Source organism: Moraxella sp. CTOTU47616 (assembly GCF_032017465.1).
Taxonomy (GTDB): Bacteria; Pseudomonadota; Gammaproteobacteria; order Pseudomonadales; family Moraxellaceae; genus Faucicola; species Faucicola tetraodonis.
In genome coordinates, this window is the sequence record NZ_DALZPU010000001.1 from 136312 (window position 1) to 151182 (window position 14871).

Here is a 14871-nt window from a genome sequence, read left to right on the forward strand (position 1 = left end):
CACCCTGTTTAACACCACTTTTAATACCACTAAATTAGTGCTTTTCAATCACAAGTTGGCTAATCGCCCTAGACAATAACACCGAGTTACCGCTTTCAGCAAAGGTAATACGTGAAGTTGTTACTAAACGTGTCGTCAGGTTATTTTCGACGATGACTTCTGTGGTTATGGCATCTGCTTTGGCATGGTTACCGCTAAATACCACATTATTTAATTGTATATCATAGCCATATTGCGTTGCTTTTGACCAGTTGTTTTGCAAGAGGTTTAAATAATTGCTTTTATTTAAGGTGGTGGTTTTTCTTTTACGCGACACAGATATCAAGGCATCATCTGCTACTAGGTTTGCAACGCGCGAAATACTTTTGGCATTTGCTGCAGCCGCCATCGCAGTACCGTAATTGTCGATATCACGCTGGGTGATTTCAGCGTTTGCCAGCGTTGGGACGGTTAACGAAGTCGCGATGACTACACCTAGCCATAGTTTTGACTTTACTTGCTTTCGGATTTTATCAATCGGTTGAAAATTTAACGTGATAGTCATGAGATTTTCCTTCAATTGGTAACACCCAATTGTTTGACCCTAAAAGAAATAATTTGTTACAACTAAGCATAGCATAACCATTAATTTTATTGTTACGTCATTGTTAATTATCAAGCATAAAATAGTGAATAATTCCGATAAAAATTTTTGACCTTATTATCCAAAACCATCCAAAATCGCTGGATCGCCAAATCAATTATCGTGTTTACAGCGGTGAATTATTTCAGCAAACAAGGGTTAATCATTTATTAATTTGGCTAAATCGGTTATCATTACAGGTTGTTTTTATCACCATTTTATTACTAAATCTCAATTTAAGGGTATTTCAACTATGCTACTTACCGCTATTTTAGCATTTATCCAATCTGCCCATGCGGAAGGTGCGGCGGCAGCGCCTACTGGAACAGGTGCTTCCACCATTATGCAAATGCTATTGCCATTGGCTTTTTTTGCTATTTTTTACTTCATTATTATCCGACCACAAAGTCGTCGTAACAAAGAGCATCGTCAAATGATTGATGCCATTAAAGAAGGCAATGAAGTGGTATTTGCCGGTGGCTTGATGGGGAAAATCAAAAAACTTCAAGGTGAATATGCGGTTGTAGCATTAAATACTACCCAAGAGGTGATGGTGCAACGTGCCTCAATCATCTCGGTATTGCCTGTGGGTACCATTGATAGTCTTAAATAATTGCTGATGCAGCTCACCTGTCAGGTTGGCGACCTAGCATTCTGTTAAGTTGCCAACTGGCTATTATGATATTGTACTGCCTTGTTGATCGCGGTTAATAGCCCTACGGTTAATAAACCTAGTAGAACAACTAGTTACCTAAAAAAATCAAGTTTAAGAAGTCAAGATTATGCACTACCCTGCTTGGAAATACTTTTTAATCGGCATTGTGCTGCTACTGAGCACCCTGTATGCCCTACCAAACCTTTATCCAGACAAGCCCGCCGTTCAAATCACGGGGGCTTCCGCTAGTACCACATTGACCAATGATGTGCTAAAGCAAGCGGAAACCATCCTAAATGCCGCCAATATTCCAACCAAAAACAACAGTTTTGATGGTAAATCAGCTTTGTTAAAAATTGGTGATGAGTCGACTGAAACGCAGCTTAAAGCGCAACAAGTGCTAAAAGAAAAGCTTGGCGACAATTACGTGGTGGCACTAAACTTGGCACAAACCACGCCAGCATGGCTACGTAATATTGGCGGCAATCCTATTAAATTAGGCTTGGACTTGCGGGGTGGTGTACGGTTTGTACTAGAAGTCGATATGAGCAAAACCGTCTCTCAGCGTTTGGAAAACTTAACTCGAGATATCCGTACAGAGCTACGCAACCAAAAAATTGCCGTGACCAATTTACAAGCAGGGCAAAATAATCTGACTTTAAACTTTGTCGATAATGCCGCGCGTGATCAAGCCATTAATGTGTTACGTAGTCGCTTTGGGACAAATTACGAATTACAACCGCTCATCAATGCGGGGGGTCCAGCGATTAACATGACCTTGACCCAGTCGACGATTTCACAAATATCTCAAGATGCGGTCACCCAAAACTTGACGACTTTACGAAACCGTATTAATGAGCTAGGCGTGGCTGAAGCCGTGGTGCAATCCCAAGGTGCCAACCGTATTGTGGTGGAATTACCCGGGGTACAAGATACCGCAGAAGCCAAACGGGTCATTGGTCGTACTGCCAATCTAGAATTTCGTATGGTGTCTGACCAAAACAATACTTTCCAAGCCAATCCATCTGGGGTATTGCCTGCAGGCACTGAAGCCTATTCATTTGGTGAAGTCGATAGCCCACAAAAAACCTTATTGGAACGTCAAGCTGTGGTCACCGGTCGAAATGTACAAGACGCCCAAGCAGGGATGGATCAAAATGGTCGCCCCCAAGTGAATATCACGCTGGATAACGCGGGTGGTCGTTTGATGCAAAACACCACAGCAAAATCAGTGGGCAAACAAATGGCGGTGCTGTTTATTGAAAATAAGCAGCGTGTCACCTTCCAGCCAGACCCAGTGACGGGTCAAAATAAAGAAGTAAGAACACCTTACGCAGAAAGCCATATTATCAATCAAGCGACCATTCAAGGCGTCTTTGGCTCAACTTTCCAAATCACGGGCTTAGATAGTAATGCAGAAGCCTCAGAGCTGGCTTTGTTACTTCGTGCAGGTGCGCTAGCGGCGCCCATGTATTTTGTTGAAGAACGTACTATTGGTCCATCATTGGGGCAAGATAACATCCAAAAAGGTATGTTCTCTACCCAAGTCGGCTACTTACTCGTGTTCTTATTTATGATTATCTTTTATCGTTTATTCGGCTTAATTGCCAATATCGCGCTGATTTTTAACTTAATGATGATTTTAGCCATCATGTCATTGATTGGTTCTGCCCTGACATTGCCGGGTATCGCAGGTATCGTGTTAACCATCGGGATGGCGGTGGATGCCAACGTGCTGATATTTGAACGCATCCGCGAAGAGCTTGCCAACGGCGCCAGACCTAAATCTGCGATTGTGGCGGGTTTTAACCGCGCATTTACCAGTATTTTTGATGCGCAGCTAACTACCTTGATTGTCGCATTTATTTTATTTGCGATTGGTACAGGTCCGATTAAAGGTTTTGCTGTCACCTTAGCCATTGGTATTGCCAGCTCTATCTTCACCTCAGTGACCGTCACGCGTGCACTGGTACAGTTAGCTTATGGCTACCGCAAAACTGTCAAACGCCTAAGTATTGGTTAAGGAGCGAATAATGAATGATGACAAGTTAGAGGATCTAGACGGTTTAGACGGCTCAGAACCCATTAACCCCGAGCAAAAACTCTCCGAGCTGGGTGTACGTCGTAGCGATGAAATGGTATCAAATACACAGCACCGCAGAACGCCGCGCCGTAATGGTAAAGGGGTGAATAAAAATTTGGTCAAGCAGCCTGCCAACTCCTCCGATACGACAACCCAAAACGCTGGGTTAGCGGTGGCTAACGCTCCCACTGCTGAATTTTCGGCAGAGGGTTTTGGCGGTGAAAAATTCTTTGCCGGTCGGCGTATCATTAATTTTTTGAAAGTATCTAAACCTTTTGCCATATTATCCGCCATCTTAACGATTCTGGGTTTGGTCGCTATTTTAACCAAAGGTTTAAATCTGGGCTTAGACTTTACAGGCGGTGTGTCAGCCACGGTTGTATATGAGCAACCGGTGCAACAAGCCCAAGTTCAGTCAGCCTTAGCGAGCCATAAAATCAATGACAGTGTGGTGCAATATTTGGGCAGTAACAAAGAAATTTTGGTACGCCTGCCGCCGCAAAAACAAATCGAAGGGTTATCAAACTCTCTTGATGCGGCGTTAGATTTACCCAATAACAATGCCACCATCAAGAACATTGACGTGGTTGGCAGTCAAGTAGGTAATGAGATTTATATCAGCTCCTTGGGGGCAACGGCACTGGCATTACTGTGTATGTTTATTTATGTGATGGTGCGCTTCCAAGCCAAATTAGCCTTAGGCGCGGTGTTGGCGTTATTTCATGATAGTATTATCACCGTGGGTATTTTCGCACTTTTCGGATGGCCGTTTGATTTGACCGTGCTTGCCGCGGTGTTATCACTGATTGGTTACTCGATTAACGATACCATCGTCGTCTTTGACCGTATCCGTGAGAATTTCCGCCGTGTCCGTGGTGCGAGCCCAACGCAAATTGTCAATTTATCGCTCACTGAAACGCTACGTCGTACTATTATGACCATTTCAACGGTGTTACTGGTGGTGGTCGCGATGCTGCTGCTTGGCGGCGAAAGCTTACATTGGTTCTCTGTAGCATTGCTCATTGGCTTGATTTTAGGTACTTTCTCATCGGTGTATATTGCCAGTGCGATTCCACTGTGGCTCGGTATGTCGCGCAAAGACTTTATTGTCGAAGTCAAACCAGAATTTGTTGAGGACGAAGTGGTTTTTGAAGACCGCAATGCGCCTATCTATGACAACAAAGTAGTAGATAATCAATAAATGATTTGAGCGGTAAAATACCCTACTTGCTAGGGTATTTTTATGGCTAGAATCTAAACAAGAATAGCAATGATGACAAATGAATTAATGAAAAATGGGTTATGGCAACAGGCGTTTAAAGTAAGTTTTCCTGTGGCAATGGGTTATATCCCTGCGGGGATTGCCTTTGGCGTGTTGTTTGTGGCAGCAAAACTTCCTATATGGGCGGCGATTTTATCTAGTGTGGTGTTATATGCGGGTGCGGCGCAATATGCTTCTATTACGCTGTTAGCGGGTGGGGTTGGAATCTCAACCATCGCCAGCAATACTTTAGCGATAAATTTGCGCCATGCTTTCTATGCCATTCCTTTATTAAAACAATTACCAACCAATCCTATCAGTCGATTTTATTGCTTGTTTGCGTTAACCGATGAAACTTTTTCCGTGTTAACCACCCTTCATGAAAATGAACGCCAAAGGCTGATACTACCTGTGAGTTTGCTCAATCAGTGTTATTGGGTTATCGGTACTATATTGGGCATTTTGCTGGGTGAAGGGCTCAATGATTGGGTGCCCCATTTGGATTTTGCGTTAGTGTGCTTATTTGCTATTTTAGCCTACGAGCAGTTTAAAGCAGTCAAGGCTTACTATCCCATCTTCATCGCCATCATTGCGTTCACAGCGGCGTTTTATTTTATATCCGATTGGCTTTTACTATCAGCGATTTGCGTGAGTTTGGGACTCATTATCATCCACTTTTTTATGAGCAATAAATCTGCTCATGAGCAAGCTCTCTGATAGTACAAGCTACCTGACAGCTCAACCGCCAAAAAAATTATCCATTAATCGTTAGAATATTATGAACACACCACCTGATAACGTTTATTTAGTCGCCGCTACTTTTGCCATGGCTTTGGTGACTTTTCTCACCCGCTTGACCCCGATAATTTTGCCAAAGCGTTTATTGGATGCCCCCTTGTTGCTCGCGGTGAATAAAGCATTGCCATTATCCGTGATGACGCTGTTGATTTTAACTTCTTTGCATTGGCAGCATCCTGAGCCTATAAGTATGAGTCTAAGCTTATCACCCTTACTTGTGGCAGAGATATTGGCGCTTTTAGTGGTGTTACTCAGCTATCATTGGAAAAAGCAATTACTGCTAAGTATGCTGGTGGGGATTGCTAGCCTTAATGGATTTTTATGGCTACTAAATTTGATAGGTTTTCAATAGCTATAAAAAAAAGCCCTACTTGGGCTTTTTTTTATGAAGGATAACTTATTTATACCTCGGTTTGCACCCCGACGATATCCACAGGCGTATCAGCCACGTCTTGTATACCAGATTTTTTCTGTTTGGCTTTATCACTGCGTTTACGCTGTAATTCATCCAAATAATCTTCATCAATACCACCAGCGATGTATTTGCCATCAAATACCGAACAGTCAAATTTTTTGGCATCGCTGTGTTTGTCTTGTACCGCTTCAATCAAATCATCCAAATCTTGGAATATCAAACGATCCGCGCCGATGATTTTACACACTTCTTCCACACTATGACCTGAGGCAATCAGCTCATTGCGCGCTGGCATGTCAATACCATACACATTGGGATATTTGACCGGTGGCGCGGCACTGGCAAAATACACATTATTGGCGCCTGCATCACGTGCCATTTGGATAATCTCGTGGCAAGTCGTGCCACGTACAATTGAATCATCGACCAACAATACGTTTTTATTTCTAAATTCAAAAGGCACCGCGCTTAATTTTTGACGGACCGATTTTTTGCGCTGCTGTTGACCTGGCATAATAAAAGTGCGACCGATATAACGGTTTTTCATAAAGCCTTCACGGTATTTTACGCCTAGATGCTGGGCAAGTTCCATCGCAGAAGTACGTGAGGTATCGGGAATAGGGATAACCACATCAATCCCGTGATCTTCGCCCCATTCTTTGATGATCTTCTGCGCTAACGACTCGCCCATACGCATACGGGCTTTATAAACAGAAATATTATCAATAATCGAATCTGGGCGGGCAAAATAGACATATTCAAAAATACAAGGTCTAAACTCTTTGGCTTCGACACATTGGCGACTAAAGAAGTTATTGTTTTCATCAATAAAAATCGCTTCACCGGGCTTCACATCTCGAACGATATCAAAACCCAATGCAGTTAACGCAACTGACTCAGATGCCACCACATATTCAAAACCGCCATTTTCCGCTAATCGTTGACCAAAAATCAGCGGACGAATGCCATTGGGGTCACGAAATGCCAAAATACCATAGCCCGTAATCATAGCGACTACCGCATACGCGCCTTCGATACGTTTGTAGACGGATGTCATCGCTTCAAAAATATCATCGGGGCTTGGATGCTGGATACCGAGTTTTTGCATCTCATGCGCTAGCACATTGAGCAAGACTTCTGAATCAGAATCGGTATTAATATGGCGCATATCTTCCATAAACAGTTCTTTGGCAATCTCTTCTGCGTTGGTCAAATTACCATTATGCGCCAAGGTAATACCATACGGCGAATTGACATAAAAAGGCTGAGCTTCCGCACTGCTAGACGTACCAGCTGTTGGGTAACGTACATGCCCGATGCCTTGATTACCGACAAGACGCATCATATGACGTGTCATGAACACATCGCGCACCATGCCATTTTCTTTACGCAAAAACAGACGGCCATCTTGACATGTCACAATACCCGCGGCATCTTGCCCACGATGCTGCAGCATAGTCAGCGCATCGTATAGCATTTGATTAACCGGACTGTGAGCGGCTATACCGACAACTCCACACATATTTTACCCCTTTGATTTTTCACGGATGGCTATGAGACCTGATGAAAATTGAATGAAACTACCTTATTTGGCGGCTTAGAAGATGTTAGCCGTCAGTTAAACTTACCAATGCTATTGGCCCATTTGCCCTATTCCTTCGAAAGCGGTTTTCCCCAGATTGGCAGCAAGCTGTTGGGTGATTTGGGTCGCAAAAGGTGCTAGTGGCAGTAGCGCCTTGGCAAACTTAGACTGCTGCCAAAAGTCACGTTGACTGACAAAAGGCGCCAATAAACTCACCAGCATCAACACAATGACCAAATTTTTGACCAAGCCAAACCCTGCGCCTGCCAATTTATCTAGGATGCTCAGCCGAAGCCCCTGCAAGGTTTTACTCATCACCCATAATACAATTTGCAGTCCCACGATGACAAATAAGCCAATTGCCAAGAATGCCGCAATGATACTAAGGCCGGTTGAGCCCGTCAGCGACACAAAAAACGGGGCTAAAGGTTTTGCCAAATAACTGGCGAGCAGCAGCGCCAATAGCCAACCAAACATGCCCACCAGTGAGCGCATCAAGCCATTATTAAACCCCTGCCACAACCCAATAAACAATACAAACAACACTACCATATCTAACAAAGTCATCGGGTCAAGCTCGTATCATGGGATTTACAAATTAGAGGGTGAATGTTGGCTTAGACGATAACCGTCAATGGCTTCAACACAGGTTTGGATGAGCTCTGGCCCTTCATAAATCAAACCACTATAGAGTTGAATCAAATCCGCACCTGCTTCAATCTTTTTAACCGCACGTTGACCATTGTCAATGCCGCCTACGCCAATAAGTGCAACTGAGCTCGGTAAGCGTTCGGCAAACTGCTCAAGAACTTGGGTACTACGGTGACTGAGTGGTCGACCTGATAGCCCGCCTGCTTCTTGACTGGTTTTGTAGTCTTCTACCCCATTGCGGCTTAAGGTGGTATTGGTGGTAATCAGCCCATCAATATCAAAACGCACCAATTCTTTGGCAATATAATCAATTTGATCTTCTTCCAAATCTGGGGCAACTTTCAGTACCAATGGCACATAATACTGATGTTGGCTAGCGAGTTGGCTGTGACGTGATTTGATACCATCAAGCAGCGCCGTGAGCGCATCACCACTTTGCAAGTCACGCAGGTTTTTGGTATTGGGAGAGGAGATATTCACCGTAATATAAGACGCGTAAGGATACACTCGCTCTAGACAATAAATATAGTCATCAAGGGCATTTTCAACAGGCGTGCTGGCATTTTTGCCAATATTAATACCCAAAATGCCTTGATATTTTGCACGCTTGACTTGCTCAATGAGATAATCGACGCCTTTATTGTTAAATCCCATGCGATTGATAATGGCATGGGCTTCTTTGATACGAAATAGACGGGGTTTGTCATTGCCAGGCTGTGGTTTTGGGGTAATCGTACCAATTTCGATGTAGCCAAAACCCAATGCTGCTAACGCATCGATATATTCGCCGTTTTTATCAAGCCCTGCTGCCAAACCAACCGGATTGGTAAAGGTTAACCCCATACATTCAGTTGTTAGTTCTTGTTTACCGTACAAAAACCCGAGCATCCCAAATTTTTGCGATTTTTCGAGTAACGATAACGTGATTTCGTGGGCTTTTTCAGGATCGGTGTTAAATAAGAACGGACGAAGAAAGGCATACATAGTTGAATAAGCACTCACATTGCATGGGTGAATCTAATTGACTCTGCCCTTTATACAAGCAGAACTAACCTATTTAGCTTGAGAGATAGCACCCGTTGACGCGCTGTCTAGACTATCTCGTCAAAATCAGAAAAGCTATTATATCAGTGTTGACGCTAAATAAACACCTGCAATTTTCTTTGCCTTCACTGCTACATTAACTACTATATGAGCTTAACTCGGCTTATAGATTACAGATTTTAGCTTTTAACGTCCTATAATCAAAGACTAAGGCACGGCTCGACCATTTGACAACGCAATCCAACCACGAATAATGCGATACAGATGCCATAAGACTGTGGCGACGATTATCAAGCCGCCTAAAGCACCGACAATAAAGCTGCCACCCATCGCATGATTGCTATCAACGGCAGCGCCAAAAAATAGCCCACCCGTTGCAAAAATCACCATGACAAAACCAATCACCCAAAAAAATATACTGTACCAAAATGTTTTGATTTGCCAATCAAAGTGACTATAAAGCCACGTGTTCCTAGCCTCATCGCGCTTTAAATAATTCATCACAATCGGAATAATCCAAGTCAGTCCCGCGGTAAAATAACTAAACAGCGCCAACGCATAAGTAATGTGGTTATAACTGATTTGGCTTTGGGTCACCGGTAAGTGTTGACTGAGCTGCGTGTATTGCGGTAACGCTGATGGATAACCATTCGCCCCACTACCAAATTGTGGGTTGGCTGGGTCAGGTGTGTGAGCATCTGTTGGTTTTTCTAGGTTCATTATAATTTTCCATCAATGATTATTACTTTTTTTATCGGGTCGTAGTATAGAATTTCAATTGATTGTTATGGACTTTAGGGTATTACCCAAATCGGTTCTCGAATGGTAAATGGTTGGTGGTTGCTATCGGCAAACTCGACCGTCCAGCTAACAGGGGACTGCTGTGATGCCAATGGTTTAAAGGTTGGTACTGGGATGATTTTTATGCGGTTTTTTGCCGAATAAAGTAAATAGTTGCCATCGGGCGAAAAGTTGGCAGGTTCAGCCAATCCTTCATCATTGATAGCGATATTTTTTTTAGTTGCCATATCTGTAAGCCTGCCTTGGCTATTATCGCTGACGTAAGTGATCAAACGCCCCGAGGGACTAACCCGAGCGATGGCATTGGTTTTACCGGGCAAGTTTAAAGGCAAAAATTGTTGTTTTGCAAAATGGTATTGATAAAGTTGCGGTTGTAAAAATTTGGCTTTATCTGACGTAAATATAAAGGATTGACCATCTGGCAGCCACACAGGGGCTAAATCAATCGCTGGTTGATGGGTCAGTTGTTGTTTTATATTGCCGCTGCTATCGGTCAAAAAAATCTCTGGATTGCCCATTTGGCTATTTGCTAGTAACAATTGGCGTCCATCGGGGGAGATTGCGCCACTAAAATTATGGGTGCGTTTGGCAGAAACCGCAGACACCCCAGAAATCTCAGTAACTTGCAAAGTCGCTCTATCAAGGATAACGACTTTAGGATAACTTTTGCCTGCTTGAACCGTAAAAATCAGGCGATCGCCTAAGCGACTGGCAGATAAGCTCATTATCGTACCATTGACCTTATACAAAGTCTTTGGGTCGCTGCCATCGATTTGGGTTTCAATCAGCTGCCCTTGGCGATTTTCCCCAAATCCAGTTAAATAAATAAAAATTAACTTGCCTGACAGCTGTCTAGCATCCATATGCGGCAAATTGGTTGGCGCAGTCGCTATGACTTTGGGCAATGAGGTCGAACTTTGCAAGGAGGTGTTAGATAAGGTTGTTGATGGCGAGCGCATGGTCTGACAGCCTGTCATCGCCAAGCTAATTGCCATGACAATTGCCATAACAGCGGCGCACCATAAACGGAGTAAGAGATAAACATGCTTCATGTTATTTGTGGCTTGGTTAAGGTAAAACATTATTGGCGTCTGGATTGAGCCAAAGTGGTCCATAAATCAAGCCATTGGGTACGCCATTTTGGGATGGGCTAATACTGATGGATTTGCCATTTGATACAATGGTAATGACATTTTTATTGGAATAAATATAGTGTTGTCCATTGGGTGAGACACCTGGGGCTTCACTTAACCCAACGTTATTTACAGCGGTTACCGAGCGCGAACCCAGATCCATCACCACGCCTTGATTGGCACCCGACAAATAGGACATTTTTTTACCATCATTGCTGATGCGCCCCATACTGCTTAGTCCGCCGCCCGTCAAACGCTGTTCACTACCGGTTGATAGATTATATAGATAAATTTGACCTTTATTACCGCCTTTTTTACCACCGGCTCTGTCTGAAGTATAGACAAATGATTGCCCATCAGGCGCCCAACTAGGATAAATAGCCCCCACAGGGTCATTGGTCAATCGACGAGAATTGCCACCTTGCGCCAAATAAATCTGCGGTATGCCGTTTTCAAAACTGCTACTAAATATCACGCGACCATCTTTACTCACGGATGCGCCATAATTCATGGCTTTAAAATTCGTCAAATTGCTGACTGCTCCGCTGACAATATTGGCAGACATGACCTGCGGATAGCCTAGCGTGTCGGGCTGAACTTGGAAAGTAAAGGTTTGATTGTCAGCAGAGGTGTTTAGGGTTTTAATGGTACCGTTAAACTCATAAATCACTTTTGGGTTAAACCCATCCACGTCAGAAATGACCAAACGTGACACACGGTTTTTGGGCTTGCCTGTTTCCACCACATACGCAATACGCCCAGAAAAATCGCCTTTGATGCCTGTCAATATCTCATAGATACGGTCAGCAACCTTATGCCCTGCCATACGCAAACTTTGTGAGTTATTTTTGCTGGTAACGGTTTGCAGACCCTGCATCACCTCACCTGTCGCCACATTGATGACTTCAAAGTTAATCTCAATATTGCCACGATTGCTACGGGTATTACCGACCACCAGATAAGGGACGGCGTTATGCTGCCAAACAGGCAAATTGACTTCACTACTGCTATGAGGCTGCTCTGGCAACTTGCTATCTAAAGTAAATTGCCCCAAATTGGTCAAATCATTGGTGATGATGCCCGAGATACTCTCCGCGCCAGCAAATGGTACGATGGCGATTTGCAAGTTTGAACGTGGTGCCTGCTTGACTAGGGTAAAATCAACTTTGTCGGCAGCGTTCACTAGAGGTGGCATCGTAGTGGTAGCCAAGGCAATGACTGCCGCTTTCAAAAGAGTATGGTTCATAATTAGCCTGCAATATTTATAATTATTAAAAAAGTGGTTTTCAAATAATAGCATTGTTTTAATCGCCAAAAAAGATTTGATAAGGCTAAGCGCTACAACACTATTTAGCTTTACTACTTAGCTTTACTATTTGACTTTACTATTTAGCTCTAAAATTGCCCGTCATGCTTCTTGCGCCATTTGGCGGGGGCGGCAGCGGACTTGATTGGTTGATTGCTTGTTGTAAGCTTGCTTTAAAAGCGGCATCACTGCTGCCGCGAATAGTGATATTACTAATTGTACCATCCGCAGCAATGCTAAATGACGCCGTTAATGAATTGCCATTACTATTGGTTGGTACATTCCAATTTGCATCAATCATCGCCATGACTTGGCTGACATAGCCTGCCGAACTCCCACCCGATGCACCACCACGTCTGTTAGAACCTTGACCGCCAGATGATTGTGATTGCGCTGCACCTGTAGATTGACCATCTTTACCCAAATCCAGTGATTTTATATTATTGTCACTTTGCCGCTCGCTATTGGCATTGAGATTTTTATTGTAGGCGGCATTGTTGGCGCGTATTTCGTTTTTTACCTCATCAATATTGCTTTCGGCAATTTTATAATCTTGCAAATTTCGCTGCTGGGTTTCATTGCGCTGGTTTAATTCATCAATCACGCTCTGTCTTTCAGCTGCTACTTCTCGGTCTAGCTTTTCAGCAAATAGCGCCTGCTCTTTTTCCCATTGCGCCTGCTTGGCGGCTAACGTATTTTTAACCGTTTCAATTTGATTGGTTGATGTCGAATGGGGCGTATTCATTGGCACAGTTGATAGGGTTTGCGAATTTAAAGACGGTGTGTGAGCGTCAGCCATCTCGCCAGCCGTGGCTTGGTTTTGCGCAAGCTCATTTTGTTGGTTGGCTTTGATTTGCTGTTGCATTGCCGACAACTGCTCAGGGGTAATCAACGAGGTTTCCATGGGCGCTGGCGGGGTGTTATGATAAAAGAAAAACAATAACCCAACCACCAACGCATGGGCAATGGCACTGAGAACAATCGCCCATACCGGGTAATCGGGTGTTTTGACGGGTACATAGACTGAGGTCACTTCAGCATACATCGTCTCAGTATTTCCTTATTCTAGCAAAAATGTTCAATCAAAAATTAAAAGGTCATCGTATTAGAAAGCTACTTGATTAAAAAGCTACTTCATTTAAAAGCTGCTTGATTAAAAAACCACTTGATTAAAAGGCTACTTGCTGGCTGGTTTTGGCGGTGCGGTTAACAAGCCAACCTTTTGGATGCCCGCTTGCTGCAAGTTTGCCATCAATTGGATAATATCTCCATATTGGTTACTCTGGTCGGCATTAATCATCACATTGACATTGGGCTTACCATCGAACTGGTATTGAGGCTGAGACTGTAAGTTATTCAAAGTCGCAATTAACGCCGCTTCGCTCATTGGCTCATCGGTTTTGTCCTGGGTACTTAAATATAATTGTCCATCAGATTTTAGTGACACAATCACCGGTAACTGCGTGCCTTGCTGTAGTGATTTGGTTTGCGCTTTTGGCAAATCAATATCTACTCCCGTCGTTAGCATAGGCGCAGTCACCATAAATATGACCAGCAGCACCAACATTACGTCAATATAAGGCACCACATTCATACCTGCATTGAGTTTTTGAGGACGGTTACGGCTGTAAGGGTTTGCTTTCATAGTGTCAAGTTGTTCAATAAAATTTATCTAACATTCATTTAGCGTTTAGCATTTAGCATTTATCTAGCGAGCGAGCGGTGGCATCATGGCAGGTGAATTGAGCCCCGTCGGTAAGTTGGTAGCCGTATCCACAGTTTGTCGCAACAACATGCCTGTCATCTCATCACAGAACAGGCTACGACTTTGATAAACTTTATCGTTTTTTGCGGTAAAGTGGTTGAAAGCCAGTGCCGCTGGAATCGCAGCAAACAACCCGAGCGCCGTGGCAATCAAGGCTTCGGCAATACCAGGGGCAACCGCAGCCAGTGTGGCTTGCGCAGAAGTCGATAAGCCCATAAAAGCCGTCATAATCCCCCAGACCGTGCCAAGCAGACCGATATATGGCGAGACCGAGGCAATACTTGCTAGCAACGGCAATCCTTGCTCAAGCTCGAGTTGTTGACGACCTAAGCCAACGCGAAGTTTGCGCTCGACGCCTTCAATGACGTCGCTACGGGCTTGGGTGTTTTTGAGCAGTTTTAAAAACTCACTAAAGCCAATAAAAAAGATTTGCTCAAGTCCACTTCTATCAGGATTGCCTTGAACGCCTTTGTATAGGGTTGGCAATTCAACCCCTGACCAAAAGGTTTTCTCAAAATAATTATCGGCACGCGTGGCAATTGCCAAACGACTGCTTAAACGAAAAATAGTGACCCAACACAACAAAGAAGCAAATAATAAAATGCCCATGATAATTTTGACGAAAATACTGGCATGCGTCACCAAACTAACGAGATCAATCGAGCCTTCCATAAAGTTATGCTTCCCCAACCATCTAAATAATTAAATATAAATAACTAAATATAAATCACTACATATTTTGATGCCAGCTTGTC

General features: G+C 43.6%; 15 protein-coding genes. 5 read left to right on the forward strand and 10 right to left on the reverse strand.

Translation table 11 applies throughout. The annotated features are described in order from the left end of the window. Nucleotides 1–34: 34 nt before the first annotated feature. Nucleotides 35–544: a hypothetical protein gene (locus tag RTS10_RS00540; protein ID WP_203171848.1), complete on the reverse strand. Its 510-nt coding sequence runs from the start codon at nucleotides 542–544 to the stop codon at nucleotides 35–37. Nucleotides 545–890: 346 nt separating this feature from the next. Between RTS10_RS00540 and yajC the strand changes: the two genes are divergently transcribed. The 5 genes from yajC to RTS10_RS00565 all read left to right on the forward strand — a co-directional run bounded on the left by yajC (nucleotide 891) and on the right by RTS10_RS00565 (nucleotide 5771). Beyond that, the gene (gene yajC, locus RTS10_RS00545) at nucleotides 891–1235 is read left to right on the forward strand and encodes a preprotein translocase subunit YajC (protein ID WP_081454568.1); all 345 of its coding nucleotides are present in this window, start codon (nucleotides 891–893) and stop codon (nucleotides 1233–1235) included. A 169-nt stretch (nucleotides 1236–1404) separates the two neighbouring features. Then, nucleotides 1405–3300 carry a protein translocase subunit SecD gene (gene secD, locus RTS10_RS00550; protein ID WP_060995021.1) on the forward strand — a complete coding sequence of 632 codons (1896 nt, stop codon included), beginning with the start codon at nucleotides 1405–1407 and terminating at the stop codon, nucleotides 3298–3300. A gap of 10 nt (nucleotides 3301–3310) precedes the next feature. After that, nucleotides 3311–4561, forward strand: coding sequence for a protein translocase subunit SecF (secF, locus tag RTS10_RS00555; RefSeq protein ID WP_409455564.1), 1251 nt, complete (start codon nucleotides 3311–3313; stop codon nucleotides 4559–4561). A gap of 69 nt (nucleotides 4562–4630) precedes the next feature. After that, complete coding sequence (locus tag RTS10_RS00560) at nucleotides 4631–5338, forward strand: AzlC family ABC transporter permease (protein WP_062330425.1); 708 nt, start codon at nucleotides 4631–4633, stop codon at nucleotides 5336–5338. A gap of 61 nt (nucleotides 5339–5399) precedes the next feature. After that, nucleotides 5400–5771 (forward strand): AzlD domain-containing protein, encoded by a 372-nt coding sequence (locus RTS10_RS00565; protein WP_060995019.1) that lies wholly within the window; start codon nucleotides 5400–5402, stop codon nucleotides 5769–5771. A 49-nt stretch (nucleotides 5772–5820) separates the two neighbouring features. Here the strand turns inward: RTS10_RS00565 and purF are convergent, their stop codons facing one another. From purF to tolQ, 9 genes are all read right to left on the reverse strand, one after another. Next, nucleotides 5821–7356: an amidophosphoribosyltransferase gene (gene purF / locus RTS10_RS00570; RefSeq protein ID WP_007116700.1), complete on the reverse strand. Its 1536-nt coding sequence runs from the start codon at nucleotides 7354–7356 to the stop codon at nucleotides 5821–5823. Nucleotides 7357–7467: 111 nt separating this feature from the next. After that, nucleotides 7468–7983, reverse strand: coding sequence for a CvpA family protein (locus RTS10_RS00575; protein ID WP_312383542.1), 516 nt, complete (start codon nucleotides 7981–7983; stop codon nucleotides 7468–7470). A gap of 24 nt (nucleotides 7984–8007) precedes the next feature. Further along, nucleotides 8008–9051: a quinone-dependent dihydroorotate dehydrogenase gene (locus tag RTS10_RS00580; protein ID WP_065252633.1), complete on the reverse strand. Its 1044-nt coding sequence runs from the start codon at nucleotides 9049–9051 to the stop codon at nucleotides 8008–8010. A gap of 267 nt (nucleotides 9052–9318) precedes the next feature. Then, entirely contained in the window at nucleotides 9319–9831 is a 513-nt protein-coding gene (locus tag RTS10_RS00585; RefSeq protein WP_083106207.1) for a DUF4870 family protein, read from the reverse strand. 74 nt (nucleotides 9832–9905) lie between these two features. Beyond that, a complete protein-coding gene (locus RTS10_RS00590) occupies nucleotides 9906–10919 on the reverse strand; it encodes a hypothetical protein (RefSeq protein ID WP_312538714.1) in 1014 nt (337 codons plus the stop codon). A gap of 61 nt (nucleotides 10920–10980) precedes the next feature. Continuing rightward, nucleotides 10981–12291 (reverse strand): TolB periplasmic receptor, encoded by a 1311-nt coding sequence (locus tag RTS10_RS00595; protein WP_312538715.1) that lies wholly within the window; start codon nucleotides 12289–12291, stop codon nucleotides 10981–10983. A 139-nt stretch (nucleotides 12292–12430) separates the two neighbouring features. After that, a complete protein-coding gene (gene tolA / locus RTS10_RS00600; RefSeq protein WP_065252630.1) occupies nucleotides 12431–13396 on the reverse strand; it encodes a cell envelope integrity protein TolA in 966 nt (321 codons plus the stop codon). A gap of 132 nt (nucleotides 13397–13528) precedes the next feature. Next, the gene (tolR, locus tag RTS10_RS00605; RefSeq protein ID WP_312114470.1) at nucleotides 13529–13996 is read right to left on the reverse strand and encodes a protein TolR; all 468 of its coding nucleotides are present in this window, start codon (nucleotides 13994–13996) and stop codon (nucleotides 13529–13531) included. A 63-nt stretch (nucleotides 13997–14059) separates the two neighbouring features. After that, on the reverse strand, nucleotides 14060–14788 hold the full coding sequence (gene tolQ / locus RTS10_RS00610; RefSeq protein WP_065252629.1) for a protein TolQ: 729 nt from the start codon (nucleotides 14786–14788) through the stop codon (nucleotides 14060–14062). Nucleotides 14789–14871 lie beyond the last annotated feature (83 nt).